Origin of the sequence: Marmoricola sp. OAE513, assembly GCF_040546585.1 — a bacterium.
GTDB lineage: Bacteria > Actinomycetota > Actinomycetes > Propionibacteriales > Nocardioidaceae > Marmoricola.
Genome location: NZ_JBEPOC010000001.1, coordinates 1301481 through 1326892, shown reverse-complemented (window position 1 = coordinate 1326892; position 25412 = coordinate 1301481). Strand labels below are relative to the sequence as shown.

General features: G+C 70.1%; 25 protein-coding genes. 18 read left to right on the top strand and 7 right to left on the bottom strand.

The window, feature by feature from the left end:
* Positions 1–2 precede the first annotated feature (2 nt).
* On the bottom strand, positions 3–641 hold the full coding sequence (locus tag ABIE44_RS06785; RefSeq protein WP_209720366.1) for a VOC family protein: 639 nt from the start codon (positions 639–641) through the stop codon (positions 3–5).
* A 51-nt stretch (positions 642–692) separates the two neighbouring features.
* On the bottom strand, positions 693–1475 hold the full coding sequence (locus ABIE44_RS06780; protein WP_209720369.1) for a DUF3109 family protein: 783 nt from the start codon (positions 1473–1475) through the stop codon (positions 693–695).
* A 37-nt stretch (positions 1476–1512) separates the two neighbouring features.
* Between ABIE44_RS06780 and ABIE44_RS06775 the strand changes: the two genes are divergently transcribed.
* From ABIE44_RS06775 to ABIE44_RS06765, 3 genes are read left to right on the top strand one after another with little or no spacing between them, the layout of a single operon-like run.
* Entirely contained in the window at positions 1513–2430 is a 918-nt protein-coding gene (locus ABIE44_RS06775; RefSeq protein WP_209720372.1) for a hypothetical protein, read from the top strand.
* Between the two features lie 9 nt (positions 2431–2439).
* Positions 2440–3375, top strand: coding sequence for a Ppx/GppA phosphatase family protein (locus ABIE44_RS06770; protein ID WP_209720375.1), 936 nt, complete (start codon positions 2440–2442; stop codon positions 3373–3375).
* A 3-nt stretch (positions 3376–3378) separates the two neighbouring features.
* Positions 3379–4176, top strand: a complete 798-nt coding sequence (locus ABIE44_RS06765; protein WP_354437898.1) for a sugar phosphate isomerase/epimerase family protein — start codon at positions 3379–3381, stop codon at positions 4174–4176.
* A 3-nt stretch (positions 4177–4179) separates the two neighbouring features.
* On the opposite strand, the gene ABIE44_RS06760 is transcribed toward ABIE44_RS06765, so the two are convergent.
* The gene (locus tag ABIE44_RS06760) at positions 4180–5682 is read right to left on the bottom strand and encodes a DUF6056 family protein (RefSeq protein WP_209720378.1); all 1503 of its coding nucleotides are present in this window, start codon (positions 5680–5682) and stop codon (positions 4180–4182) included.
* A 76-nt stretch (positions 5683–5758) separates the two neighbouring features.
* Here ABIE44_RS06760 and ABIE44_RS06755 point away from each other — a divergent pair, with 76 nt between their 5' ends.
* The 8 genes from ABIE44_RS06755 to ABIE44_RS06720 all read left to right on the top strand — a co-directional run bounded on the left by ABIE44_RS06755 (position 5759) and on the right by ABIE44_RS06720 (position 12556).
* Positions 5759–6694, top strand: coding sequence for a glycosyltransferase family 2 protein (locus ABIE44_RS06755; protein ID WP_209720381.1), 936 nt, complete (start codon positions 5759–5761; stop codon positions 6692–6694).
* An 85-nt stretch (positions 6695–6779) separates the two neighbouring features.
* Complete coding sequence (locus ABIE44_RS06750; RefSeq protein ID WP_354437897.1) at positions 6780–7688, top strand: proline dehydrogenase family protein; 909 nt, start codon at positions 6780–6782, stop codon at positions 7686–7688.
* A gap of 11 nt (positions 7689–7699) precedes the next feature.
* Positions 7700–8500, top strand: coding sequence for a pyrroline-5-carboxylate reductase (gene proC, locus ABIE44_RS06745; protein ID WP_209720384.1), 801 nt, complete (start codon positions 7700–7702; stop codon positions 8498–8500).
* Positions 8497–9687 (top strand): acetoin utilization protein AcuC, encoded by a 1191-nt coding sequence (locus ABIE44_RS06740; protein ID WP_209720389.1) that lies wholly within the window; start codon positions 8497–8499, stop codon positions 9685–9687. Before proC ends, ABIE44_RS06740 begins: the two co-directional genes overlap by 4 nt.
* Before the next feature lie 141 nt (positions 9688–9828).
* Complete coding sequence (locus tag ABIE44_RS06735; RefSeq protein ID WP_209723570.1) at positions 9829–10035, top strand: helix-turn-helix domain-containing protein; 207 nt, start codon at positions 9829–9831, stop codon at positions 10033–10035.
* A 130-nt stretch (positions 10036–10165) separates the two neighbouring features.
* Positions 10166–10267, top strand: coding sequence for a 30S ribosomal protein bS22 (locus ABIE44_RS06730; protein ID WP_081683056.1), 102 nt, complete (start codon positions 10166–10168; stop codon positions 10265–10267).
* A 17-nt stretch (positions 10268–10284) separates the two neighbouring features.
* Positions 10285–11367, top strand: a complete 1083-nt coding sequence (locus ABIE44_RS06725; RefSeq protein WP_354437896.1) for an NAD-dependent epimerase/dehydratase family protein — start codon at positions 10285–10287, stop codon at positions 11365–11367.
* Positions 11360–12556, top strand: coding sequence for a lysophospholipid acyltransferase family protein (locus tag ABIE44_RS06720; protein ID WP_209720394.1), 1197 nt, complete (start codon positions 11360–11362; stop codon positions 12554–12556). The genes ABIE44_RS06725 and ABIE44_RS06720 overlap by 8 nt, the downstream gene beginning before the upstream one ends.
* A gap of 118 nt (positions 12557–12674) precedes the next feature.
* Here the strand turns inward: ABIE44_RS06720 and ABIE44_RS06715 are convergent, their stop codons facing one another.
* The 3 genes from ABIE44_RS06715 to ABIE44_RS06705 all read right to left on the bottom strand — a co-directional run bounded on the left by ABIE44_RS06715 (position 12675) and on the right by ABIE44_RS06705 (position 15907).
* Positions 12675–13835 carry a DUF5667 domain-containing protein gene (locus tag ABIE44_RS06715; protein WP_209720397.1) on the bottom strand — a complete coding sequence of 387 codons (1161 nt, stop codon included), beginning with the start codon at positions 13833–13835 and terminating at the stop codon, positions 12675–12677.
* A 160-nt stretch (positions 13836–13995) separates the two neighbouring features.
* Positions 13996–14871, bottom strand: a complete 876-nt coding sequence (locus ABIE44_RS06710) for a sigma-70 family RNA polymerase sigma factor (RefSeq protein ID WP_209720400.1) — start codon at positions 14869–14871, stop codon at positions 13996–13998.
* 154 nt (positions 14872–15025) lie between these two features.
* Entirely contained in the window at positions 15026–15907 is an 882-nt protein-coding gene (locus ABIE44_RS06705; protein WP_354437895.1) for an HAD family hydrolase, read from the bottom strand.
* Positions 15908–16286: 379 nt separating this feature from the next.
* On the opposite strand from ABIE44_RS06705, the gene ABIE44_RS06700 reads away from it, so the two are divergent.
* The 7 genes from ABIE44_RS06700 (at position 16287) to hemB (ending at position 23963) form a co-directional block, all read left to right on the top strand.
* Positions 16287–17864 carry a class I adenylate-forming enzyme family protein gene (locus ABIE44_RS06700; protein ID WP_209720401.1) on the top strand — a complete coding sequence of 526 codons (1578 nt, stop codon included), beginning with the start codon at positions 16287–16289 and terminating at the stop codon, positions 17862–17864.
* A 7-nt stretch (positions 17865–17871) separates the two neighbouring features.
* Positions 17872–18111, top strand: coding sequence for a glutaredoxin family protein (locus tag ABIE44_RS06695; protein WP_209720406.1), 240 nt, complete (start codon positions 17872–17874; stop codon positions 18109–18111).
* Positions 18112–18252: 141 nt separating this feature from the next.
* Positions 18253–18921: a redox-sensing transcriptional repressor Rex gene (locus ABIE44_RS06690; RefSeq protein WP_209720409.1), complete on the top strand. Its 669-nt coding sequence runs from the start codon at positions 18253–18255 to the stop codon at positions 18919–18921.
* Positions 18922–18994: 73 nt separating this feature from the next.
* Positions 18995–20284 carry a glutamyl-tRNA reductase gene (locus ABIE44_RS06685; RefSeq protein WP_209720411.1) on the top strand — a complete coding sequence of 430 codons (1290 nt, stop codon included), beginning with the start codon at positions 18995–18997 and terminating at the stop codon, positions 20282–20284.
* Positions 20281–21219: a hydroxymethylbilane synthase gene (gene hemC / locus ABIE44_RS06680; protein ID WP_209720413.1), complete on the top strand. Its 939-nt coding sequence runs from the start codon at positions 20281–20283 to the stop codon at positions 21217–21219. The genes ABIE44_RS06685 and hemC overlap by 4 nt, the downstream gene beginning before the upstream one ends.
* Before the next feature lie 61 nt (positions 21220–21280).
* Positions 21281–22975 carry a bifunctional uroporphyrinogen-III C-methyltransferase/uroporphyrinogen-III synthase gene (locus ABIE44_RS06675; protein ID WP_209720414.1) on the top strand — a complete coding sequence of 565 codons (1695 nt, stop codon included), beginning with the start codon at positions 21281–21283 and terminating at the stop codon, positions 22973–22975.
* Between the two features lie 10 nt (positions 22976–22985).
* On the top strand, positions 22986–23963 hold the full coding sequence (hemB, locus tag ABIE44_RS06670) for a porphobilinogen synthase (protein ID WP_209720416.1): 978 nt from the start codon (positions 22986–22988) through the stop codon (positions 23961–23963).
* Positions 23964–24043: 80 nt separating this feature from the next.
* Here hemB and ABIE44_RS06665 read toward each other — a convergent pair whose 3' ends face one another.
* A complete protein-coding gene (locus tag ABIE44_RS06665) occupies positions 24044–25288 on the bottom strand; it encodes a lytic transglycosylase domain-containing protein (RefSeq protein WP_209720418.1) in 1245 nt (414 codons plus the stop codon).
* Positions 25289–25412: the final 124 nt, after the last annotated feature.

The window sequence follows — 25412 nt, the reverse complement described above, 5'->3', positions numbered from 1 at the left end:
GCTCAGAGGCGGACGAGACCGTTCGGCGTCTGGAACGCGACGGCGTTGATCCCCGGCGCCCCGTTGGGGGCGACCCACTCGACCTTCACGTCCTCCAGCGGCTGCTCGACGGGGGCGCCGAGCCACTCGGTCACGCGAGCCGGGGAGCCGGCGATCTCGAGCGCCTCCAGCGAGACCCTGCCGGTCGATCCGGCGGACGGGTGGAGGTTGGCGTCGGACTCCCACTGCACGAAGAACGGCAGCTGCGGGTCGGACTGCAGACCCTTGACGCCGAGCTGCCGCCACAGGAGCTCGGTGCCGTCGGGGCGGTGCCGGTTGCCCTTGACCGACTCGCGGCCGAGGCGCTCCTCGAGAGGCTTGATGTCGTCGACCGCGACGACCCAACCCATCCAGCCGCCACCGAGCTCGGAGCGGGCCCGGACGGCCTGGCCGAACGGCGCCTTGTCCGAGGCGGGGTGGTCGAGAACCTCGACGAGCTCGAGGTAGGTGCCCTCGGTCAGCGGCAGGATCCGGTTGCGGGTGCCGAAACGCGGGTGCACGCCGCCGTCGATGAATTCCTCACCGAGGATCTTCGTGAGTCGTTCGGCGGTCGCGGCGAGGCCGTCCGGTCCGGCGGCGAAGACGATGTGGTCGAGGCGCATGCCAAAGATTCTCACCCCGACGCGATCCACGTCACACACCGGGGGTCCCGATCAGTGCTGGACGGGCGACGCGGGGTGCAGCGCGAGCGCGGAACGCGAGCGCAGGTGGCTCTCGCACGCCGCGGCAAGGACGTCGTACGCCGGCTGTCCCATCAGGGCCAGCAGCTCGTTTGCGTTCGACAGGTACACCGGCTCCGCGCCGACGTGCGCCTCGGTGTTGCCCGAGCAGTACCAGTCCAGGTCGTGCCCGCCGGGACCCCAGCCGCGACGGTCGTACTCCCCGATGCTGGTCTCCGAGTACGTCGTCCCGTCGATCCGCTCGACGTCGCGGAACGTACGCCGGATCGGCAGCTGCCAGCAGACGTCCGGCTTGGTCTCCACGAAGTGCACGCCTTCGCGCAGGGCCAGGGCGTGCAGGGCGCAGCCGTACCCACCGGGGAACTCGCGGCTGTTGTGGAAGATGCAGGCCTGGCTGCCGTCGTCCGCCACCGCGACCCGCGTCTTGCGCTCGCCGTCCTCGATCTCGGTCCACTTCTTCCGGGAGACCTCGCCCTTCTTGGAGAGCGCCTCGGAGCGTCGCTCCCACAGCGAGTCGTCGAGCTTGTCGACCCAGGCTGCCGTGCGCTCCTCGTCCTCGGCGTCGGAGAAGTGCGCACCCAGCGTGCAGCACCCCGACTCCGGCGAGGTGTCGTAGATGCCCTGGCAGCCGTTGCCGAAGATGCAGGTCCAGTTCGACGTCAGCCAGGTCAGGTCGCAGCGGTAGACCTGGTCCTGGTCTGCGGGATCGACGAATTCCAGCCAGGCACGGGGGAAAACCAGGTCAACTTCAGGCACGCCCGAACCCTACGCCGCGCGTCGTGAGGAGGAAGGCATGATGGAAACCATGGACGACTCGGCGCCTTCGGACACGGACCCGTTCCCCCGGGTTCAGGTGCCCCCGGCCTGGCGCGGGCCCGTCCTCTGCCTGCTGCTCGCCCTGCTCGTCGTGGTCGTCGCCTGGTTGTTCGGCCACCTGCCGTGGGTCCTGGACGGTTTCCGCGAGGACGACGCCGGAGGGGTCGCCGAAGGTCGCGTGGTCATCCCGCTGTTCGCCGGAGAGCTCTCCGCGCTGGTCGCGTACACGGCCGTCGGGACGATCGCCGCCACCGTTCTCCCTGCCTTCTTCAGCGGTCTGCCGCGAGGCGTGGCCGTGACCCTGACCGTCCTGGTCGTCGCGGTGACGACGCTGGTGCTCACGATGACCGCACGGTCCGCGGTCGCGGGTCGCGCCCTCGACGGGTTCGACACCGACGACCGGGTGCTCGACGGTCTGGTGGTCGGCGTCTTCGCGGTGACTGCTGCGTGCGTCGTGCTCGGGGCGCTCTCCTCCCTGCAGCCCGGGTTCACCCCGGTGGCGGCCGCGGTCGTGGTGACCCAGCTGCCGTCCTGGTTCGCCGAGCTCGGCTGGCAGAGCGCCGCGGTACGGGACGTGACCACGGCGGTCCTGCTCGCGGCGGCCCTCGTGATCTCGGTACGCCGGTCGCCGTGGTGGGCCGTCCTGTGGCCGCTCGCCCTCGTGATCGTCTGGTCGGGCACGCCGTTCACGGCCGGGCTGCTCGCCGTGCAGACCCGGCTGCGGGCAGGGCAGAACGTCGACGAGCAGCTCGGCGACATCGTCGCGAACGGGTTCGACGTGTTCGGGGCGGCGTACTGGGACGCGTCGCGGACGTGGTGGCCGTGGGTGGTCGCGTTCGCGGCCGGGGCCGTCTGGCTGGTGGTACGACACCGTTCCCGCAGACGACCCCGCTAACCTGAGGAAATGCGTCTGGGCGTTCTCGACATCGGCTCCAACACCGGCCACCTGCTGGTGGTGGACGCGCACGGTGGTGCTGCGCCGAGCCCGGCGTCGTCGTACAAGGAGCCGTTGCGTCTCGCCGAGCACCTCGACGCCGACGGTGCGGTCAACGAGGCCGGCACGGCAGCGCTGACCGCGTTCGTCGCCGACGCCCTCGCCCTGGCCGAGGACAAGGGGTGCGAGGAGATCTACGCCTTCGCCACCTCGGCGGTCCGCGAGGCCGTCAACGGGGACGCCGTACTCGACCACGTCTTCCACCAGACGGGGGCCCGCATCAAGGTGCTCTCGGGCGAGGACGAGGCCCGGCTGACCTTCCTCGCCGTCCGCCGCTGGTTCGGTTGGTCCTCGGGCCGCCTGGGAGTCTTCGACATCGGGGGTGGTTCGCTCGAGGTGGCTGCGGGTGCCGCCGAGGCGCCCGACGTGGCCTGGTCGCTCCCGCTCGGCGCGGGCCGGTTGGCGCGCACCTACTTCTCCGCCGGACGGCCCGACGAGGACCAGCTGCGCGAGCTGCGCCGCTCGATCCGGGCCGACATCGCCCGCGACGCCGGCACGTTGCTGCGCGGCGGGCCGCTGGACCACGCGGTCGCGACCTCGAAGACCTTCCGCTCACTCTCCCGGATCTGCGGTGCGGCCCCGTCGAGCGAGGGACTGCACGTCCGTCGCCTGCTCCAGGCCGACGTGCTCGAGAGCTGGCTGCCCAAGCTCGTCGAGATGTCGCGCGAGGAGATCGCGGAGCTCCCGGGCGTCTCGCCGGACCGCGCCCACCAGGTGGTCGCCGGAGCGTTCGTCGCCTCGGCCGTCTTCGACATCTTCGACATCACCGAGGTCGAGATCTGCCCGTGGGCGCTGCGCGAGGGCATCATCCTGGACCGCCTCGACAAGCTCAGCCTGCTGGACTGAGCAGTGACCGGGGGCCCGCTGTTCGCGCTGTCCACCGCTTCGGTCTACCCGGAGTCGGTGGCGCACGGGTTCGAGTACGCCTCGGACCTGGGCTACGACGCGGTCGAGGTGATGGTCAGCATCGACGCCGTCAGCCAGAACCCGAGCAAGGTGCGCAAGCTGCGCGACTACCACGAGATCCCCGTGTGCGCGGTGCACGCACCCTGCCTGCTGATCACCCAGCGGGTGTGGGGGACCGATCCCTGGGTCAAGCTCGAGCGGAGCGCCGAGATGGCGCACGAGCTCGACGCCGACGTCGTGGTCGTGCACCCGCCGTTCCGCTGGCAGCGGGAGTACGCCGAGCGGTTCGTCGAGGGCATCGCCGAACTCGAGAAGTCGACAGGCATCGCCTTCGCCGTCGAGAACATGTATCCCTGGCGTGCCACCTCGAAGCGGGAGATGGACGTCTACCAACCGCACTGGGACCCCAGTCGCGAGGACTACGCCAACACCACCATCGACCTCTCGCACGCGGCGACCGCGCACTCCGACCCGGTCGCGATGGCCAAGCGGCTCGGCAGCCGCCTGCGGCACATCCACATGACCGACGGCAGCGGTTCGGCCAAGGACGAGCACCTGGTTCCCGGACGCGGCTCCCAGCCGTGCGGGGAGTTCCTGGAGTACCTGGCCGAGAACGACTTCGCCGGGCACATCGTCATGGAGATCAACACCCGCCGTGCCGGGACCCGCGAGGCGCGCGAGCGCGACCTGCTGGAGTCACTGGCCTTCGGGAAGCTGCACTTCGCGACGCAGACGCGCTAGCCGTCAACCGCGCGGCACGACGACGATCTTCAGGTCCCGCGGCAAGTGGTGGAAGCGCTTGAACCGCAGCATGTCGACCCGGTTGCTGGGGTCGGGGTTGTGGACGTACCCCCGGTGCGGGAGCTCGAAGACGGCGATCCGCTTCTGGCCCTGGTCGACGATCTCGCGAATCCGGTTGGTCCGCTCGACGTCCTCGTGGTGGATCTGGCTGTAGACCGCGAAGTAGCCGCCGAGGACTACCAGGACGGTCGCTGCACCGGTCCCGACCACGGCGACCGGCAGGAGAGGTGCTGCACCGCGCTCGGTGATCTCGGCCAGGAACAGCAGCGCGATCGCGACCAGCAGAAGGTACGGCGGCAGGAAGTTGCGCGGGCCGTACGGGTTCAGCGCCGCCATCGGCCCGATCAGCACGACCGCCGAGGCGACCAGCGCCAGGATCGTCCGGGAGCGGACCGTGTCCTGGACGAGCGTGGTCGCTGCGAGCACGAGCGCGACCAGCAGGGCACCGGCGGGGATCCAGGCCCAGCTGGTCAGGTCGCCGAAGTAGTTGTCCCGGTCGACACTCCTGGTCACCGCGGCGCTGAGTGCGACGGTGAGCAGGAGGCAGCCGAGGACGACCAGATGGCGCCGGTCGACACGTGAGGCGGTGACGCGACTGGTTGCCACGAGCGTCGCGACCGCCACCAGCAGGGCGACGTTGAGCACCGTGTTGCCGGTGACGGCGTACTGGCTGACACCGCCGGTCCCCTGCTCGATGATCGAGCCGAGACCGGAGCCGCCCGCGGACTGGTAGTCCGAGGTGCCGTCCGCCACGGCCCGGTACGCCGAGTTGCTGAACATCACCGCTGCGCCGACCAGGGCCCCTAGGGCCCAGGCACCGGCCACCACCGCGGAGCGCCGGGCGCGCAGCAGGAGGACGAGGTTCACGACGGTGGCGAGCACCAGGTAGACGGTGACGTGCTCGATGAACAGCGCCGACGCGATCGCGAACGGCAGCGCCACCGCCGCCACCGCTTTGGCCGAGCGCCAGCCGACACCCCAGTCACGCTGGGCACACACGATGAAGACCAGCATGCAGAAGGCGCCGAGGGCGTAGTTCGAGAAGCCGGAGACCCAGACGATCGTCTGGCGCCACTCACCCAGCGGCATCGCGAGGACCAGTGCCGTCGCCGCGGCGTACCCCGCGGGCGTGCGCACCCCGGCGACCTGGATGAGCAGCCGGATCAGCAGGCAGACCGTGAGCGCCACGATGATCGGGGTGAGCAGGGGCACCCGGGTCAGGAAGAGCACCGACAGGTTCCCGGCCCAGCGTCCGTTGTAGCCCTCGAACCCGTCGTGGAACCTGCGCGAGCCGACGACGGTGCCCCATCCCCAGTCGTCACCGCTGGCGGGGAAGAGGTAGGCGAGCGACGACAGGGTGAGGGCGAGCGCAGCGAGGATCCAGGGCTCGGCCGGGAAGGCCCAGAGCCGTTGAGGTCGTGTGTGCTCGGCTGTGCTTGTCGACAATGCTGGCCCCGGGATTCTCGGTACGGTGAGGTGGTCACTGTGCCACGACCGACCCCCTGAAGGCGGATATCCCCAGATGCGTATCTCCGTGGTTGTCCCGTGCTTCAACGAGGCCGACGGCATCGACCGCCTCGCCGAGGTCCTCGCGCCGGTGCTGGAGGCGCTGGGCGGCGGGTACGAGGTGATCCTGGTCGACGACGGCAGCAGTGACGGCACCCTGGACCGGCTGCGCGCGATCTGCGCGGAGCGAGCCGGGTTCCGCTACCTCGCGCTGAGCCGGAACTTCGGCAAGGAGGGCGCGATGCTCGCAGGGCTGACCGAGGCGAAGGGCGAGGCGGTCGCGATCATGGACGCCGACCTGCAGCACCCGCCGGCCCTGCTCGGGCCGATGGTCGAGCTGCTCGACGCCGGCTACGAGCAGGTCGTCGCCCGGCGTGACCGACAGGGTGACCCGCGTTTCCGCACCTTCGTCTCGCGGCTCTACTACCGGTTCGTGAACGGTCTGATGGACGTCGATCTCGAGGACGGTGCAGGCGATTTCCGCGTGCTGGACCGTCGGGCGCTCGACGCGCTGCTCTCGCTCGGCGAGAGCAACCGGTTCTCCAAGGGCCTGTTCGCCTGGATCGGGTTCCGGACGACCTACCTCGACTACCGCAACGAGGCCCGGTACGCCGGAACCAGCAAGTGGAGCACCACCCAGCTGCTCAACTACGGGCTCGACTCCGTGGTCTCGTTCAACTACAAGCCCTTGCGGCTCGCGATCCACGTCGGCGCGGCGATCACCGCCGTCGCGGTCGTCTACGGCCTGTGGGTGGTGGTGGACGCGATCATCGCCGGCAACTCGGTTCCCGGCTACGTGACGCTGATCTGCGCGATCACCGGCCTCGGCGGACTCCAGATGGTCATGCTCGGCGTCATCGGGGAGTACCTCGGCAGGATCTACGTCGAGGTGAAGCACCGCCCGAACTTCCTGGTCAGGGAGCGGTCGGAGGATGACGGGCCGGTGACGTAACGTAAGGAGGTCGGCACAACGGGGTGCCGCCGTACGTCGCAGGAGGCCGGCCGCACCGATGAGCGTGCTTCGCAAACCTCTGCTGATGCTCTCCCGGAGCCAGCAGGTCAAGGACCTGGTCACCCGGCTCCCGGTCAGCGGCGGCATCGTCTCGCGCTACGTCCCCGGCGAGCGGATCAGCGAGGTGATCGGCGCCGTCCGCTCTCTGGCGGAGGACGGCCTGACGGCGAGCATCGACTTCCTCGGCGAGGACACCACCGACGAGGAGCAGGCCGAGGCCACCGTGCTGGCCTACCTCGAGCTGCTCGAGGCGCTGCACGCCGAGGGCCTCGCCCGCCAGGCCGAGGTCAGCCTCAAGCTGAGCGCCGTCGGTCAGGCGCTCCCCGAGGTCGGCGCGAAGGTGAGCCTGGAGAACGCGCGCCGGATCGCTCGCGCCGCCCGCTTCGCGGGTACCGCGGTCACCCTCGACATGGAGGACCACACCACCACCGACCAGACCCTCGAGACGCTGCGCGAGCTGCGCAAGGACTACCCCGAGACCGGGGCCGTGCTGCAGTCCTACCTGCGCCGCACCGAGGACGACTGCCGCGCCCTGGCCTACGAGGGCTCGCGGGTCCGGCTCTGCAAGGGCGCCTACAACGAGCCCGGGACGCAGGCGTTCACCGACCGCCACGAGGTCGACAAGTCCTACGTGCGCTGCCTGAAGATCCTGATGGCCGGGCAGGGCTACCCGATGGTCGCGACCCACGACCCGCGCCTGGTCAAGATCGCCGGCGCCCTGGCGACCCGGTTCGGACGGGTCCAGGGCAGCTACGAGTTCCAGATGCTCTACGGCATCCGCAGCGAGGAGCAGAAGCGGCTCGCGGCGAGTGGCGAGCAGGTCCGGGTCTACGTCCCCTACGGTCATCAGTGGTACGGCTACCTGATGAGAAGGCTCGCCGAGCGCCCGGCGAACCTGACATTCTTCCTGCGTTCGCTGCTCTCGCAGAAGTAGAAGGAGTCCTTATGACTGTCGCCATCATCGGCGCCGGCGTGATGGGGGAGACCCTGCTGTCCGGCCTGATCCGCGGTGGTCGGGACGCTGCCGACCTGGTGGTCGGGGAGAAGCGCGTCGAGCGCGCTGAGGAGCTCCGCGAGAAGTACGGCGTCACGGTCGCCGGGAACGTCGAGGCCGCGGCCGCCGACACCGTGCTGCTGATCGTGAAGCCCCAGGACATGACCGAGGTGCTGATCGAGATCGCGCCGCACCTGCGGGCCGGTCAGCTGCTGGTCTCGCTGGCTGCTGGCATCACCACGGCGGCCATCGAGCGACACATCCCCGCCGGTGTTGCCGTCGTCCGGGTCATGCCGAACACCCCGGCGCTCGTGGACGAGGGCATGGCCGCGATCTCCCCCGGCTCCCACTGCGACGAGGAGCACCTCGCGACCGCCGAGAGCCTGCTGGCCGCGACCGGTCGCGTCGTCCGGGTGCCGGAGAAGCAGCAGGACGCCGTGACCGCGATCTCCGGATCGGGGCCGGCGTACCTCTTCTTCGTCGTCGAGGCGATGATCGAGGCCGGGGTCCACCTCGGCCTGCCGCGGACGACCGCCAGCGAGCTGGTCGTGCAGACCGTGGTCGGCTCGGCCAAGCTGCTGCGCGAGACCGGCGAGCACCCGACCGTCCTGCGCGAGCAGGTCACCTCGCCCGGCGGCACCACGGCGGCGGCGATCCGCGAGCTCGAGGACCACAAGGTGCGTGCAGCCTTCATCACCGCGATGGAAGCCGCTCGGGACCGTTCGCAGTCGCTGGCAGCCGGGCTCGAATGACGGGCTGCGCCGGTGGTTCGGTCGTGGTCTACGACCCGTCGCTGACCGGGTACGACTTCGGGCCCGCGCACCCGATGAACCCGGTCCGGGTCGACCTGACCATGTCGCTGACCCGCAACCTCGGCCTGCTCGGCGACGGGCTGGTGGCGGTCGCGGCCCCGGACGCCAGCGACGCGGACCTGCTGACCGTGCACGACGCCGCCCTCATCGACGCCGTACGCCGCACCAGTGAGGACCCGACCCGGCACGAGACCCGTTTCGGACTGGGCACCGACGACAACCCGACCTTCCGCAACATGCACGCGGCAGCTCGGCACGTCGTCGGAGCGAGCCTGGAGGCGGCGCGGCAGGTCTGGACCGGCAAGGCGGTCCACGCGGCGAACATCGCCGGCGGCCTGCACCACGCGATGCCGGACGCGGCCAGCGGCTTCTGCGTCTACAACGACGTGGCGGTGGCGATCCAGTGGCTGCTCGACAACGGTGCCCGCAGGATCGCCTACGTCGATGTCGACGTGCACCACGGCGACGGTGTCCAGAAGATCTTCTACGACGACCCCCGGGTGCTGACCGTCTCCCTGCACGAGACCGGCCAGATGCTCTTCCCCGGCACCGGCTACCCGGTCGAGACCGGTGGGCCGGGAGCGATCGGCTCCTCGGTCAACGTCGCGCTGCCGCCGGGCACCGGGGACGCCGGTTGGCTGCGTGCCTTCCACGCGGTGGTGCCGCCGCTGGTGCGCGCGTTCGAGCCGGAGATCCTGATCACGCAGCACGGCTGCGACTCGCACGCGGACGACCCGCTGGCGCACCTGATGCTCAGCGTGGACGGTCACCGGGCCAGCTACCTCGCCCTGCACGACCTCGCCCACGAGGTGTGCGGTGGACGCTGGGTGGCCACCGGTGGGGGTGGGTACGCCGTGGTCGACGTGGTGCCGCGCTCCTGGTCGCACCTGCTCGCCATCGTCGGGGGAGCGCCCCTGGACCCGGTCACCCAGACGCCGTCGGAGTGGCAGGTCGAGGTCCTCGAGCGTCTCCACCGGGAAGCGCCGCGGCTGATGACCGACGGCCGGACGCCGGACTTCCGGGACTTCTCGGAAGGTTTCGACCCGGACAGCTGGCTGGACCGCGAGATCGCGGCCACGCGTTCGGCGGTGTTCCCCGAGCACGGTTTGGACCCTGTGTCCTGGTAATCCGGAAAATTTCGGGCACAGAAGTAATCTGACTTCACCCCTTTCCCACGAGTCACACGAGGCCCTATCCTCGGGACATCGAGCACGTGTGACCTCCGGTGGGGAAGCCGGAGAGCGTGCCATGGGAAAGTGCGGTGCGTGATGGGTTCGAACCTGTCCGGAGACATCTCCGAAGTGAAGTTCCTGACCATTGCCGAGGTCGCCTCGGTCATGCGGGTCTCCAAGATGACGGTCTACCGGCTGGTGCACGGCGGCGAGCTGCCGGCCGTGCGCGTGGGACGTTCGTTCCGCGTCAGCGAGGAAGACGTCAACGAGTACCTGCGGAACAGCTTCTTCCAGACCGGCTGACGTTCGGGAGGCGGGTCGGACGTGAGACAACGCACGTCCGATTCGTTTGTCCTCGCCCCTGCGGATAGGCTGAGCCCTTCCGAGGGACGCGAGAAGGCCGTCTCTCTGCAGTCGTGAGAAAAGGTCACCCGTGGGTTCTGTCATTAAGAAGCGCCGCAAGCGCATGGCGAAGAAGAAGCACCGCAAGCTGTTGAAGAAGACGCGCGTCCAGCGTCGTCGTCTCGGCAAGTAGCGCACGCGGAGACTCTCGTGGGCCGTGTTGTGCTCGTGACCGGGGTCGCTCGTGACCTCGGTCGTCGTTTCGCCCGTCAGCTAGCGGCTTCGCCCGCGGTCGACCGGGTGATCGGAGGCGTGGACGTGCAACCGCCCAGGGGAGACCTCTCGACGGTGTCCTTCGTGCGTGCGGACATCCGCAACCCGGTGATCGCCAAGGTGATCATGCGGGAGCACGTGGACACGGTGGTGCACATGAGTGTGCTGCCCTCCCCGGGCCCTGCCGGTCGTACGGCGGCCAAGGAGCTGAACGTCATCGGGACGATGCAGCTGCTCGCCGCCTGCCAGCAGTCCCCGGACCTCGAGCACTTCATCCTGAAGTCGAGCACGGCCGTCTACGGGTCCTCGAGCCGTGACCCCGCCATGTTCACCGAGGGCATGAACGCCAAGCGCAGCGCCGCTGTCGGGTTCACCAAGGACATCAGCGAGGTCGAGGGCTACGTCCGCGGGTTCGCCCGGCGACGCCCCGACGTGCGCGTCACGACCCTCCGTACGGCGAATGCGCTCGGCCCGGGGGTGAACACCCCGACCGCTGCGTACTTCCGCCTGCCGGTCATCCCCACCGTCCTCGGGTTCGACCCGCGGATGCAATTCCTCAACGACACCGACCTGCTCGACGCGATCGAGCACGCGACGCTCGCCGACATCGCGGGCACCTTCAACATCGCGGGTGACGGTGTGCTGATGCTCTCCCAGGCGATCCGCCGGTTGGGACGCCCCGCCCTGCCGCTGCCGGGCTTCGCCGTCGGTCCGCTCGGTTCGGCGATGCGTCAGGCCGGCGTCGCCGACTTCTCCCGCGAGCAGGTCGCCTACCTGGCCTACGGCCGCGGCATCGACACCACCCGGATGCGTGAGGTGCTCGGGTTCCACCCGAGCCGCACCACCGAGCAGGCGTTCGCCGAGTTCGCCGCGTCGCTCACGCCGGGCATCATCTCCGAGCGCCGGGTCCGCGCCGCAGAGACTGCGATCGCCGGTGCCCTGGGCGGCAACCGGTCGCACGCGGCTCTGGCCGCTGCCAGTGCCGGCAGCAGCTCTGACCACGGGGGCCACCATGGGTGACGCCGAGATCATCCCGATCGGGACGCGCGGCAAGCCCGGCCGCGGGACCGGCAGCGACAAGCCCTCGAGCTCCGCGCGCGGCCTGGTCGGCAAGACGCCGGCCAAGAAGGCCGCGCCGAAGAAGGCGACCGCCAAGAAGCCGAAGGCCGTCGAGGCTCCGGTCGTCGCGCCTGCCGAGACGCCCGTCCCCGAGCCGGCGGCCCACGTCCCCCCGCCGCGCACGCCCGCTGACGAGCTCGCCCGCACGCCGGCGACGGCCGAGGTCGGGTCCGCGAACCACAAGCACCCGAACGCCGGGATCCCCGCAGTGGACTGGATCTCGGGTTTCACCAACGCCGCCGTGGAGATCTTCGGGGCCGACTGGGAGCCGCGGCTGGCCGCGTTCCTGGCCTTCCTGCGACGCCGTCTCACCGGCGACTACACCGTCGACGAGTACGGGTTCGACGCCGAGATCACCCAGCGGTTCTTCATGACTGCGATCCGCCCCGTTGCCGACAAGTGGTTCCGGATCGAGGTGCGTGGCGTCGAGAACATCCCCGCCACCGGCGGCGCCCTGGTCGTCTCGAACCACTCCGGGACCATCCCGGTCGACGGTCTGATGACCGCCGTGACGATCCACGACCACGCCCACCGGTTCCTGCGCCCGCTGGGCGCGGACCTGGTCTTCAAGCTCCCGGTCGTCAGCGAGATGGCCCGCAAGGGAGGTGTGACGCTTGCTTGCAATGAAGACGCTGAGCGGATGCTGTCCGGCGGCGAGATCGTCGGCGTGTGGCCCGAGGGCTTCAAGGGCATCGGCAAGCCCTACAGCGAGCGCTACAAGCTGCAGCGGTTCGGGCGTGGCGGCTTCGTCTCGGCCGCGATCCGCACCGGCGTACCGATCATCCCGACGTCGGTCGTCGGCGCCGAGGAGATCTACCCGCTCGTCGGCAACATCCCGTCACTGGCGCGCCTGCTCGGGGTCCCGTACATCCCGATCACGCCGTTCTTCCCGCTGCTGGGACCGCTCGGTCTGATCCCGCTGCCCTCGAAGTGGATCATCGAGTTCGGCGAGCCGATCCGCACCGACGAGTACGACGGCGCGCAGGCCGACGACCCGATGCTGGTCTTCAACGTCACCGACCAGGTGCGCGAGACGATCCAGCAGACGCTGTACACGCTGCTCATGCAGCGCAAGTCCGTCTTCGGGTAGCCGGCGCACCTCCGCGCGCACGTCACCACATCTCGACACGCTCGGTCGCCGACCTCGTACCTCGGTTCGGCGCTCGCTGCTCGATGACCATCAACCAAGGCCGCTGACGCGTCCTTGGTTACTTGAGCAGCCCCTTGGTGAGCTCTTCCAGCGTGTTGCCGACCGCGTCGGTCAGCGGCGCCAGCGGAGCACCGACGCCTTCCAGCAGCGTCGTGACCCCGGAGGTCAGGCCGCCGAGCGGTCCGCCGAACTCGGGAGCCGGGGGGACTGCCGGCGGCTGCGTGCCGTCCGTCGGGGCGGACGGGTCGGCGGTGGGGTTCTGGCCACCCTTGTCGTCGCCCTTGCCCTGGTTCGCCTTGGCGATCTCGTCCGCCTTGTCGGCCAGGTCCTCGTTGCGCTCGGCCTGGGCCGCGGCGAGCTGTGCGTTGATCGCCGGGGCGTTCAGGAGGGTGGCCAGCGACGGCGAGGACGCCGAGCTGAACCGGTCCGAGATGCCTCCGGCGCCGCAGTTGCCGCACAGCACGCTGGCCTGCTGGTCGAGGTCCCCGAGCAGCGCCTTCGCGTGCTCGAACGCCTTGATGGTGCCGGACGGCGCCTCGGAGGAGAGGCTGTCCAGCTTCGCCAACTGCGAGCCGAGCACCGCACGAAGCCGCGAGAGCTCCTCGGAGTCGCCGTTGCGCTGGTACTCGCCGAAGAGGAGGTCCGCGCCGTTCGTGGCGCTCTCCTCGTACGAGTCCAGGGTCTCGGTGATCTGCGCCGGGTTCTTGTCCTGCGCGATCAGGGCCTCGGCCTCGACCAGTCGGGTGTTGGCGTTGCGCAGCAGGTCCTGGCCCTTGCCGGAGTCGCTGGTGCTCAGCGAGACCTTGGCGGACTCGATGCCGCGCTTGATCGGGTACAGCGGGTCGCCCGGGAGGGCGTTGTCCGCCGCGGCGGCCACACCGGCGGTACCGCCGACGACCACGAACGCGGCAGCAGCGATGCTGATCCGACGCTGGCGGCGCGCAGCTGCCGGGGAGTGCAGCGGAACGACCGGGGCGAGGTCGGTTTCCGCGGGCACGAGCAACGTGTCCGCGGCGTCCATGAGACGCATCCGGAGGTCGGCGACGAAGTCGGCGCGCGGCGCCGGGACGTCCTGGGCTCGCAGCACGTCGACGCACGTGAGGAGGTCCGCGTAGCGATCGGCCACGTCTCCTCGGGCGCCGGCGACCGCGGCCGTGCGGTCCTCGACCGCAACGGCGAAGGCCTCAGCGTCTCTGCGCGCCGGGCTGAGCGGGGTCATGGGGTGATTCCTGATTCCTGGGAGGGGACGTCGGTCATACCCGCAGGGGTGTCGCGGTAAACCGAACGCTCGTTCATGAAGTCCAACGAGGAGACGGCGCGCGGGGTTATGCGTGACGCAGAACGCATTGCCGAGTTTGTGGTCCCGGGGGTGATGGCGGTCATTCGCGCTCACCTGCCGGGATCAATTTCGCGAGATTCCGGACACCGCGCAGCTGCAGCTGCTTCACGGCGCCGCTGCTGCGACCCAGGATCTCCGCGGTCTCGGCGATGGAGAGCCCCTGGAGGAACCGCATGATCAGGCACTCGCGCTGCTCGGTCGGCAGCTCGCCGAGAGCCCGGAGGAGTGCCTCGTTGGTCAGGGACGAGAGCACCTCGATCTCCGGCGACTCCGTCGTGGTGTCGAGGGTCTGCATGTCCTCGGTGGTCTGCTCGAGACGGGTGCGTCCGGCCTTGAAGTGGTCTGCGGTGAGGTTGCGCGCAATGGTCATCAACCAGGCGCCGAAGTCCTTGCCCTGCCAGCGGAACGAGTGCATCGACCGGAGAGCCCGGAAGAACGTCTCCGCGGTGAGGTCCTCGGCCAGCGTCATCGAGCCGACGCGGTAGAAGAGGAACCGGTAGACCGACTGTTGGTAGTGGTCGTAGAGCTGGCCGAAGGCTTCCTTGTCGCCGTTGCGGGCGAGCTCGACCAACGCGATGAGCCGGGTGCCGACAGCCTCGTCCTCGGCGGAGGAGGCGGCGAGCTCACGGTCGCCGTGGTCCGGGGCGCTCCCGGTCGGGACCTGGTCGGATCCGGGGTCGGATCCGGGGTCCGGAACCGGGCTCAGCGGTCCGCGGCCGGCGGGGCGCGCAGGGCCGTTCGCGGGATGCCGACGGCGGGCTCCGACGGCGGGAGCGCTCGTCAGCAGGATGCGGTCGTCCTCGAGCCAGCTCAGGGAGGGTGCTCCGGCGCCGAGCAGGGTCGGAGAACCGACGATCTCGTTCACAGCGCGGTGCAGCGCTGCGAGACCGCGCGCGTACTCCCGGCTCACGCCCATGAACACAATCTCCCTCCCGGCCCCCCGCCAGGTTCACAGCCTCAGAATAGGCATCGAGGTTGATTTTTGGGAATGAACTTCGACAAATCACCCAAGATCGGGACCTAGTGTCCAGACCACTTCGGAAACCTCGTCCGAAGTGCTCAGATGGCCCTCAGCCCAGCCGACGCCGGATCGCCGTACCGGCGGCGACGCTGCCGACCGCGGCACCCGCCACAGCGGCACCGAAGACGCCGAGCCGGGCCGCCTTCCGACCGGTCCGGTAGTCGCGGATCCGCCACCCCTCCGCCTTGGCGTGGGCGCGGAGCTTGGAGTCCGGGTTGATGGCGCACGGGTCTCCGACCAGGGACAGCATGGTCAGGTCGTTGTACGAGTCCGAGTACGCCGAGCACGCCGACAGATCCAGACCCTCGCGGGCGGCCAGCGCCTTGATCGCCTCACCCTTCGCCGGACCGTGCAGCATCTCCCCGACGAGATGCCCGGTGTAGACCCCGTTGATGTGCTCGGCGACGGTACCCAGGGCGCCGGTGAGCCCGAGCCGGCGGGCGATGATGGTGGCGATCTCGATCGGGGCGGCGGTGACCAGCCAGACCCGTTGGCCCTGGTCGAGGTGCAGCTGGGCCAGGGCCCGCGTGCCGGGCCAGATCCGGTGGGCCATCGCCTCGTCGAAGATCTCCTCGCCGAGCGACTCCAGTTCCTCGGTGGTGTGGCCCGCGATGAAGGCAAGCGCGGCCGAGCGGGCCTCGGCGACGTGCTCGGGATCCTCGACGCCGACGATCCGGAAGTACGCCTGCTTCCAGGCAGCACCGAGGATGTCCTGGGTGGTGAAGAATTTGCGTCGGTGGAGGCCCCGGGCGAGGTGGAAGATCGACGCTCCCTGCATCACGGTGTTGTCGACGTCGAAGAAGGCGGCGCTGGTGTTGTCGGCGTCGACCGCGAGGCTGTTCTCAACCTCGGCGCTGGCGGCGGCCGCCTCACCGGCGAGGCGCGAGCGGCGCTTCAGGTTCATCGGGGTCGGGCGTTTGGCCGGCGTCACGCTGCAAGCCTAGGGGTACGGCGCTGTTGTGTGGCGTTCTCCCTCTCGGCTCAATCGCCTGTGTTCGTCTCTCCGCTCCTCGACAGGACTCCATCGCCTCGGACGCACAAGCGCACAGGAGAAGCGTTTGTGCGCTTATGCGTCTCTCGGCTCAATCGCCTGTGTTCGTCGCTCCGCTCCTCAACAGGACTCAATCGCCTCGGACGCACAAGCGCACAGGAGAAGCGTTTGTGCGCTTATGCGTCTCTCGGCTCAATCGCCTGTGTTCGTCGCTCCGCTCCTCAACAGGACTCAATCGCCTCGGACGCACAAGCGCACAGGAGAAGCGTTTGTGCGCTTATGCGTCTCTCGGCTCAATCGCCTGTGACAGACTCCCGGGATGGAGACCAACGTCGCCGATCTCCTGTCCGCCGCCGCCCGGGCCGAGCCGACGAAGATCGCGCTTTCCGAGGCAACGACCGGTCGCACGGTCACGTGGGCCGCGCTCGACGACCTCGCGGACCGTGTCGCCCACGGGCTCTCCACCGCCGGCATGGTGGCCGGCTACCGCGTGATGATCGCGACCACCAACCGGATCGAGTTCGTCGCCACCTACCTCGGCGTGCTCCGTGCGCGGATGGTCGCCGTGCCGATCAACCCGCGCAGCGCCACGGGTGAGGTCGTGCGAATGCTGGTCGACTCCGGCTCGCGGATGGTGATCGCCGACGAGACGACGATCGGCACGATCCGCGGCGCCGTGCTGGGGGTCGCCGAGGCGCAGGCCGCCTCCGATTCTCCTGGACCCAAGCCGCGGTTGGTCAGTGTCGCCACCACGCTCGAGCCCGGCGAGCGCTCCTGGGACCACCTGGTCATGGAGACGGGGGAGGTCGCGCCGGGCGAGACAGACCCGGAGTCGGTGGCCGTCCTCCTCTACACGAGTGGAACGTCGGGCCGCCCCCGCGCCGCGATGCTCAGCCATCGCGCGCTGGCGGCGAACATCGCCCAGGCGGCCAACGTCGTCCCCCCGATGATCAACGGCCGCGACGTGGTGCTCGGTGTCCTCCCGCTCTTCCACGTCTACGGCCTCAACGCCGTCCTCGGGCAGGTCCTCCGGCAGCACGCCCGGATGGTCCTGGTCGACGGCTTCGACCCAGAGGGCTCGCTCGACATCATCGAGGACGAGGCCATCTCGGTGCTCCCGGTCGCGCCGCCGGTCTTCGCCTACTGGATGCAGGTGCCCGGGCTCGAGGACCGTCTCGGTCCGGTCCGCACCATCCTCTCCGGATCGGCGCCGCTGGCTCCCGAGCTGACCCGGGCGTTCGCGGAGCGCACGGGCCTGACCATCCAGCAGGGCTACGGCCTGACCGAGGCGTCCCCGGTGGTGACCTCGACGCAGTGCAGTGCCGAACCGGACCCGCGGTCGGTCGGGGCACCGCTCCCCGGCATCGAGGTGAGGCTGGTCGACGAGACCGGCGGGACGCCGGAGGACGAGGACAGCGGCGAGATCTGGGTGCGCGGCGCGAACCTGTTCTCCGGCTACTGGCCCGACGGTGCCGACGGTCCCGACGCCGAGGGCTGGTGGGCCACCGGGGATGTCGGCTACCTGACTGACGCCGGCGACCTGTTCCTGGTCGACCGGCTCAAGGAGCTCGTGATCGTCTCCGGCTTCAACGTCTACCCCAGTGAGGTCGAGGACGTGATCCGCGAGGTCGCGGAGGTGGCCGAGGCCGCCGTGATCGGAGCCGAGGACGAGCTCACCGGGGAGGCCGTGGTCGCCTACGTCCGACCTGCGCACGAGGTCGACCCGGATGCCCTCGTCGCCGCTGTCCGGGCGCACTGCGAGGCCCGCCTCGCCGGGTTCAAGCAGCCGAAGACCGTCCACGTCGTCGGGGAGCTCCCGCTGACGGTGACCGGCAAGGTGCAGAAGGGCCGCTTGCGCGCCACCGAGCGGCGCCGCGCCCTGGGGCTGCTGGAGTGACACCGCGTTGAGCACGAACAGGGTGCAGCTGTACTCCAAGCCGGGCTGCCACCTCTGCGACGACGCCCGCGCCGTGATCGAGCGGGTGTGCGCCGAGGCGGGGACCTGGTACGACGAGGTCGACATCACCGCCGACCCCGCGCTCATGCGCTCGTACGGCGAGCAGATCCCGGTCACCTTCGTCGACGGCAACCAGCACGACTTCTGGCGGGTGGACGAGAACCGGCTGCGGGCCGCTCTCGCGTAGCACAGGTGACCCCCGGCAGGTGGCGAACATCTCACCTGTGCTAGTTCAGTTTGTTCCCACGTTCACAAACTCTTATCGTGGTCTGGCTGACCGCTTTGAACACAGGCTCCCTTACCGAGCCCGGAGCGTGTCGCTGGAGAGTTGACCGTGAGCCCTACGCGTATTCCTGAGGCGACCGTCGCGCGCCTGCCGGTGTACTTGAGGGCACTCAATTCACTGCTGGAGTCCGACACCCGCACGTGCTCCTCGGAAGAGTTGGCGACAGCTGCCGGGGTGAACTCGGCGAAGCTCCGCAAGGACCTCTCGCACCTCGGCTCCTACGGAACCCGCGGCGTGGGGTACGACGTGGAGTACCTGCGCTACCAGATCTCCCGGGAGATCGGCCTGACCCAGGACTGGCCCGTCGTGATCGTCGGCATCGGCAACCTCGGGCACGCGCTCGCGAACTACTCCGGGTTCTCCTCGCGCGGGTTCCGCACCGTCGCGCTGCTCGACGCCGACAGCAGCCGGCACGGCGAGCTGGTCGCCGGGCTGAAGATCCGCAGCTTCGGTGAGCTGACCGCGATCGTGCACGAGCACGGGGTCGCGATCGGCGTGATCGCCACTCCAGCCGCCTCCGCGCAGTCGGTCGCCGACCAGATGGTGAGTGCCGGCATCCGCAGCATCCTCAACTTCGCGCCCGCCGTGCTCACCGTGCCTGACGGGGTCGACGTACGGATGGTCGACCTGTCCAGCGAGCTGCAGATCCTGGCGTACCACGAGCAGCGCAAGGCCGCCGCCCAGCCGGGCGAGCCGGGGGTGGTCGCGTGAGCGAGCGCAGCGAGCTCCAGCAGCAGACCCGTGTGAACCCGCAGCGTGCGGCCGGTGCGAAGCGAGGTCGCCGATGAGCGTTCTGGTGGTGGGCATCTCCCACAACTCCGCTCCGGTCTCCGTGCTCGAGCAGGTCGCCCGTGACTCCGAGGGCACCGCGAAGCTGATCCGCGACGTCGCGGACAACGAGCACGTCGTCGAGGCCGCGGTGCTGTCGACCTGCAACCGCATCGAGGTCTATGCCGAGGTCGACCGCTTCCACGGCAGCGTCGAGGGCATCTCGCGGATGCTGCTCGCCAACGCGCCCGGATCCCCCGAGGACTACGTCCCGCACCTCTACGTGCACTACGACGACGGAGCCGTCTCGCACCTCTTCCACGTCGCCTCCGGCCTGGACTCGATGGTCGTCGGCGAGAGCCAGATCCTCGGACAGGCTCGTGAGGCGTTGCGGTTGGGTCAGGAGGCCGGCACCGTCGGCCCCGCGCTGAACTCGCTGTTCCAGCAGGCCCTGCGCGTCGGCAAGCGTTCCCACGCGGAGACCGACATCGACCGTGCAGGTGCCTCCCTGGTGTCCTCCGCCCTGGGACGTGCCGCTGAGCACCTCGGCCGCTCGACCGACCTGAAGGCCCTCGTCGTGGGTGCCGGCGCGATGGCCGGCCTGGCGGTCGCGACGCTGTCGCGCGGACCGGCCTCCTCGATCGTCGTCGCGAACCGGACCCCCGAGCGCGCGCAGCGCCTCGCCGACCACTACGGCGGTCGGGCAGTCGGTCTGCCCGACATCGCCGCCGAGGTCGCCGACGTCGACCTCGTGATCACGTGCACCGACTCGACGGGCATCCAGCTGGACGTCGAGCGCTTCCGTGCCGCTCGCGGCAACCGTCGTCCGGTCGCGATCATCGACCTCGCGCTGCCGCGCGACGTCGACCCCGCGGTCGGGGACGAGCCCGGCGTCTGCCTGATCGACCTGGCCACGCTGGCCACCGAGCTCGAGCACAGTGGTGAGCGCAGCGAGGTCGGCGACGTGCGCCGGATCGTCGGCCAGGAGCTGCAGGCCTTCCTCGCCGCCCGGCACGCCGCAGCCGTGACGCCGACCGTGGTCGCTCTGCGCACGATGGCCACGGGCGTCGTGGAGACCGAGCTGCAGCGTCTGGCGAGCCGGTTGCCGGGGCTCGACGACGCTGCTCGCGCCGAGATCGAGCACGCCGTACGCCGGGTCGCCGACAAGCTGCTCCACCAGCCGACCGTGCGGGTCAAGGAGCTGGCGAACGAGACCGGTGCGGTCTCGTACGCCGCCGCTCTGGCCGAGCTGTTCTCGCTGGACCCCGAGGCCGTCGACGCCGTGACCCGGGTGGAGGGCGTATGAGCACGACCGTCCTGCGGGTGGGGACCCGTGCCTCGGCACTGGCGCGCACCCAGTCCGGCCTCGTCGCCGACGCGATCACCGCCGCCACCGGTCGGGAGACCGTGCTCGTCACCGTCGCGACCGAGGGCGACGTGAGCACTGCCCCGCTGGCCAGCCTCGGCGGGACCGGCGTGTTCGTCAGCGCCCTGCGCGACGCACTGCTCGCCGGCGACGTCGACGTCGCGGTGCACTCCCTGAAGGACCTGCCGACGGCCCCGTGCGAGGGCATCGCGCTGGCCGCCGTCCCGCAGCGTGAGGACCCGCGCGACGTGCTCGTCGCGCGCGACGGCTTGACCCTGGGCGAGCTCCCTCCGGGCAGCACGGTCGGCACCGGGTCCCCGCGACGGGTCGCGCAGATCGCGGCGCTCGGTCTCGGCGTCGAGCTGGTCGGTGTGCGCGGCAACGTCGACACCCGGATCGGCAAGGTGTCCGGTGGCGAGCTCGACGCCGTCGTCCTGGCACGAGCCGGCCTGTCCCGGCTCGGTCGCACCGACGAGGTGACCGAGGTCCTCGACCCGATCCAGGTGCTCCCGGCCCCCGGCCAGGGCGCCCTGGCCATCGAGTGCCGCAGCGCGGATGCCGACCTGGTCGCCGAGCTCGCCGGAGCGCTCGAGGACCCGCACGCGCGGGCCGCGGTGACCTGCGAGCGGACCGTGCTGGCCGAGCTCGAGGCCGGCTGCTCGGCCCCGGTCGGGGCACTGGCCGAGGTCGTCGAGGGCGAGGACGGTGAGGAGCTCTGGATTAGGGCTGTCGCCAACTCCCCGGACGGATCCCTCGCCGTACGTCTCTCGGCCTCCGGCCCGTACGACGACCCGATCGGGCTGGGTCGAAAACTCGCGGCCGAGATGATCGCCGAGGGCGCGCACGACCTGCTCGACCAAGCGCGCCTCGAATAGATCCGGCCGGCCCCCAGAACGTCCTTCCACCACGTCAGCGGCAAGTAGCAAGAAGGCAACTGTGACCAACACTGCATCCAGCACCACCTCCACCTCTGGCCCCCGCCAGACCCGGTGGGTGTCCTTCGTCGGCGCCGGGCCCGGCGACCCCGACCTCCTCACCGTGCGGGCGGTCGAGCTGCTCAAGGACGCCGAGATCGTCATCACCGAGCTGCCCGAGCACGAGACCATGGTCCGCGGGCTGCTCGGCCTGGTCGAGCCCGTCGAGACCGAGGCCGAGGTCGCCGAGGTCGTGGCCGCGATGGTCGTTCCCGAGGGCCCGGTCTTCGTCGACGGCGGTTTCGGTGAGGACGGTCAGCCGCTGACCCACGCCTCCCGCGCCAAGGTCGTCATCAAGCAGGCCAAGACCGGCAAGCGCGTGGTCAGGCTGATGGCCGGCGACCCGTTCCTCTACGCCTCGGGTCCGGAGGAAGCACAGGCCTGCGCAAAGGCCGAGATCGGCTTCGAGGTCGTCCCCGGTGTCTCCTCGCTCAACGCTGTGCCCGCGTACGCCGGCATCCCGCTGACCACCAAGAACCACCGCGAGATCACGGTGCTCTCCTGCAGCGGCGCCTCGATCAACTGGGCCGACTACGTTCACCGCCCGACGCTGGTGCTGCTCTCCGCGGTCGGCACCATCACCGAGATCGCCCGCGACCTGATCGCCGCCGGCCGCTCCCCGGAGACCCCGGTCGCGATGACCCGGACCGGCACCGTGACCACCCAGCAGACGCTGGTCTCGACGCTGGCCACCATCGGCGCCGACGCCCGGGCCGCCCGGATGGAGGCGCCCGCCGTCACCGTCGTCGGCCCCGTCGTCGACCTGCGCGAGCAGCTGTCGTGGTTCGAGAACAAGCCGCTCTTCGGGTGGCGTGTGCTGGTGCCGCGCACCAAGGAGCAGGCTGCCTCGCTCTCGATGCGGCTGCGGTCCTTCGGGTCCGAGCCCGAGGAGGTGCCGACCATCTCGGTCGAGCCGCCCCGCAACCCGCAGCAGATGGACAAGGCCGTCCGCGGTCTGGTCGAGGGCCGTTACGAGTGGATCGCGTTCACCTCGGTGAACGCTGTCCGCGCGGTCCGCGAGAAGTTCGAGGAGTACGGCCTCGACGCGCGGGCGTTCTCCGGCCTGAAGATCGCTGCCGTCGGCGAGAAGACTGCTGCCTCGCTGCTCGACTGGGGCCTGCGCGCGGACCTGGTGCCCTCCGGTGAGCAGTCGGCCCGCGGCCTGCTCGAGGACTGGCCGCCGTTCGACGAGCTGCTCGACCCGATCAACCGGGTCTTCCTGCCGCGCGCCGACATCGCCACCGAGAACCTGGTCGCCGGTCTCATCGACCTGGGCTGGGAGGTCGACGACGTCACCGCGTACCGGACCGTCCGGGCGGCTCCGCCGCCGGCGCCGACCCGCGAGGCGATCAAGTCCGGCAAGTTCGACGCGGTGGTCTTCACCTCGTCCTCGACGGTCCGCAACCTGGTCGGCATCGCCGGCAAGCCGCACACCTCGACCATCATCGCGGTGATCGGGCCCGCGACCGCGAAGACCGCCGAGGAGCACGGCCTGCGCGTCGACGTGATGGCGCCGCACCCGTCGGTGGAGGAGCTCGCCGAGGCCCTGGCCGACTTCGGTGCCGCCCGCCGTGCGTCGCTGATCGAGGCCGGTGCGCCGGTCACCAAGCCGTCGGAGCGTCGTCCTGCCGGACGCCGGCGGGCCAGCTCGAAGTAATCTGGAGCCCATGACCTACCCGGACATCCGCCCCCGCCGCCTGCGACGCACCCCTGCGCTGCGACGGTTGGTCGCGGAGTCCGGGGTGGCTCCGCGCCAGCTGGTGCTGCCCCTGTTCGTCCGCGAGGGCGCGACCGAGGTGACGCCGATCGCGTCCATGCCCGGAGTCGTCCAGCACACGCGCGAGACGCTGAAGAAGGCTGCGAACGAGGCCGTCGCCGCAGGGCTCGGCGGGGTGATGCTCTACGGCATCCCCGAGCACAAGGACGCCGTCGGCTCCGGCGGCATCGATCCGCACGGCATCCTCAACCTCGCGATCACCGATGTCGTCGCCGAGGTCGGTGACGAGCTGACGGTGATGTCGGACCTCTGTCTCGACGAGTTCACCGACCACGGCCACTGCGGCGTCCTGGACGGCGACGGAAACGTCGACAACGACCGCACCCTCGACGTCTACGCGACCATGGCGCTGGCCCAGGCCGCCGCCGGGGTCGACCTGGTCAGCCCCAGCGGGATGATGGACGGACAGGTGCGGATGGTCCGCCAGGCGCTGGATGCCGCCGAGCACAGCGAGGTCGGGATCCTGGCCTACTCCGCGAAGTACGCCTCCGCGTTCTACGGTCCGTTCCGCGAGGCGGTTGCGTCCTCGCTGCAGGGCGACCGCCGCACGTACCAGCAGGATCCGGCCAACCGGCTCGAGGGTGTCCGCGAGGCTCGACTGGACGTGGCCGAGGGCGCGGACATCGTGATGGTGAAGCCGGCGATGGGGTACCTCGACGTGCTGGCAGCGGTGAAGGACGCCGTGGACGTCCCGGTTGCGGCGTACAACGTCTCCGGGGAGTACTCGATGGTCGAGGCCGCCGCCGCCCAGGGCTGGATCGACCGCGAGGCCGCGATCCTGGAGTCGCTCACCTCGATCCACCGCGCCGGCGCCGACATCGTGCTGACCTACTGGGCGCTCGAGGCCGCGACGCTGCTGCGCAGCTGACCGCGTCTCGGCGAGCTCGGCGACCGGAGAACGCAGAACGGCCCCGGCTCTCGCCGGGGCCGTTCTGGGTCAGTCCTGTGTCACTTGCCGAGGCCGAGCCACTTCAGGACCGCGTTGAGCGTGTTCGGGATCAGCGCCGAGGCGTCGTCCTTCGTCATCCCCTGGACCTTGGCGGCGCACTTGGCCTTGGCGGGCTTCAGCAGGCCGAGCGGGTCCGGGATCTTGCCGAGCTGAGCGTTGCAGAAGCCGAGCGCCGCAGTCAGGGTGTTCAGCGTGTCGACCACCGGCTGCGTCACCGCGGTGACGGTGCCACCGACCGCGTCGGTGACCGGCGAGAGCGGGTTCTTCGGGACCGACGGCTTGGCCGGGCTGTCCCCGTCGCCGCTACCGCCACCGTTGTCCGTGCCTGTGTCGGTGCCGGGGTCGGAGGTGACCGGGGTGTCGGCCGGCTTGGCGGGCTTGTTCGCGCGGGCCTTGCGGGTCTTGATGGCCGAGGAGTAGCTCGGGGTGAAGACCGTGCCGCCGTAGGTGCCCGACGGGGTGGCCGAGTAGTCGCCCTGGCTGTATGCCTCCATGATCCGCAGGACCAGGTCCACGTACGCCTGGCTGTGGTTGTAGCGGAACACGGCGGCTTCCTGGCCCTTGCGGGCGGACATGTCGTCCGGGCCCGAGCAGAGGTAGACGCCGGAGGCGAGCGAGGCGTCGTCGATGTCCTGCGGGTTGCGCTGGCCGTCGCCGTCGGCGTCGACCTTGACCGAGGACCAGGTGGACGGGATGAACTGCATCGGGCCGACCGCGCGGTCGTAGGTGGCGTCCTTGTCGAGCTCGCCGCCGTCGGTGTCGGTGATCGCCTGCGTGCCGTTCTGACCGTTCAGCTGCGGACCGTAGATGCCCGGCTTGCTGACACCGTCGCTGCCGAGGACGTTGCCGCCGTACTGGCCGTGGTTGGACTCGACGCGTCCGATCGCGGCGAGCAGCTCCCACGGGACGTTGCAGGTCGGGTCGGCCGCGTTGATGATCTGCGCACCGCGCTGGTACGCCGACAGGGCGGCGGACGGGATGCCGCTGGTCGAGGCGCCGGCGACGACCGCGTCAGCGGTGCCGTCGGGGACGCTGGGTGCGATCGCACCGGGGATCGGGACGCTGGCCGGGGCCTTGATGGCCTCGCTCGGCACGGCGGCGCCCCCGGGGAGACGGGCCGCGTCCTTCTTCGAGGCAGTGGCAGGGTCCACGCCGGCGAGGCTGGCGGTCCATGCTGCGGAGATGAGCGCGAGCGGGACGAGCGTCATCGCTTTGCTCTTGCGGCCCTTCGGCAGTGCGAACATGTGGTGAGTCTCCCTGGTTCTCCTCTGTCCGATCTGGATAAATCGGACGCCATCCTCTCCAACGATTATGCCCCGTTCTGGGTCACGGTGGCACGAATGTCTTTTTTGAGAGGTCTGCTCCGGG

Excerpts from the sequence above, each read along its gene's own strand:
- ABIE44_RS06785 (WP_209720366.1), bottom strand. The coding sequence starts at position 641 with ATGCGCCTCGACCACATCGTCTTCGCCGCCGGACCGGACGGCCTCGCC.
- ABIE44_RS06775 (WP_209720372.1), top strand. The coding sequence starts at position 1,513 with ATGATGGAAACCATGGACGACTCGGCGCCTTCGGACACGGACCCGTTC.
- ABIE44_RS06770 (WP_209720375.1), top strand. The coding sequence starts at position 2,440 with ATGCGTCTGGGCGTTCTCGACATCGGCTCCAACACCGGCCACCTGCTG.
- ABIE44_RS06755 (WP_209720381.1), top strand. The coding sequence starts at position 5,759 with ATGCGTATCTCCGTGGTTGTCCCGTGCTTCAACGAGGCCGACGGCATC.
- ABIE44_RS06750 (WP_354437897.1), top strand. The coding sequence starts at position 6,780 with ATGCTCTCCCGGAGCCAGCAGGTCAAGGACCTGGTCACCCGGCTCCCG.
- proC (WP_209720384.1), top strand. The coding sequence starts at position 7,700 with ATGACTGTCGCCATCATCGGCGCCGGCGTGATGGGGGAGACCCTGCTG.
- ABIE44_RS06740 (WP_209720389.1), top strand. The coding sequence starts at position 8,497 with ATGACGGGCTGCGCCGGTGGTTCGGTCGTGGTCTACGACCCGTCGCTG.
- ABIE44_RS06735 (WP_209723570.1), top strand. The coding sequence starts at position 9,829 with ATGGGTTCGAACCTGTCCGGAGACATCTCCGAAGTGAAGTTCCTGACC.
- ABIE44_RS06720 (WP_209720394.1), top strand. The coding sequence starts at position 11,360 with ATGGGTGACGCCGAGATCATCCCGATCGGGACGCGCGGCAAGCCCGGC.
- ABIE44_RS06715 (WP_209720397.1), bottom strand. The coding sequence starts at position 13,835 with ATGACCCCGCTCAGCCCGGCGCGCAGAGACGCTGAGGCCTTCGCCGTT.
- ABIE44_RS06710 (WP_209720400.1), bottom strand. The coding sequence starts at position 14,871 with ATGGGCGTGAGCCGGGAGTACGCGCGCGGTCTCGCAGCGCTGCACCGC.
- ABIE44_RS06700 (WP_209720401.1), top strand. The coding sequence starts at position 16,287 with ATGGAGACCAACGTCGCCGATCTCCTGTCCGCCGCCGCCCGGGCCGAG.
- ABIE44_RS06685 (WP_209720411.1), top strand. The coding sequence starts at position 18,995 with ATGAGCGTTCTGGTGGTGGGCATCTCCCACAACTCCGCTCCGGTCTCC.
- hemC (WP_209720413.1), top strand. The coding sequence starts at position 20,281 with ATGAGCACGACCGTCCTGCGGGTGGGGACCCGTGCCTCGGCACTGGCG.
- hemB (WP_209720416.1), top strand. The coding sequence starts at position 22,986 with ATGACCTACCCGGACATCCGCCCCCGCCGCCTGCGACGCACCCCTGCG.
- ABIE44_RS06665 (WP_209720418.1), bottom strand. The coding sequence starts at position 25,288 with ATGTTCGCACTGCCGAAGGGCCGCAAGAGCAAAGCGATGACGCTCGTC.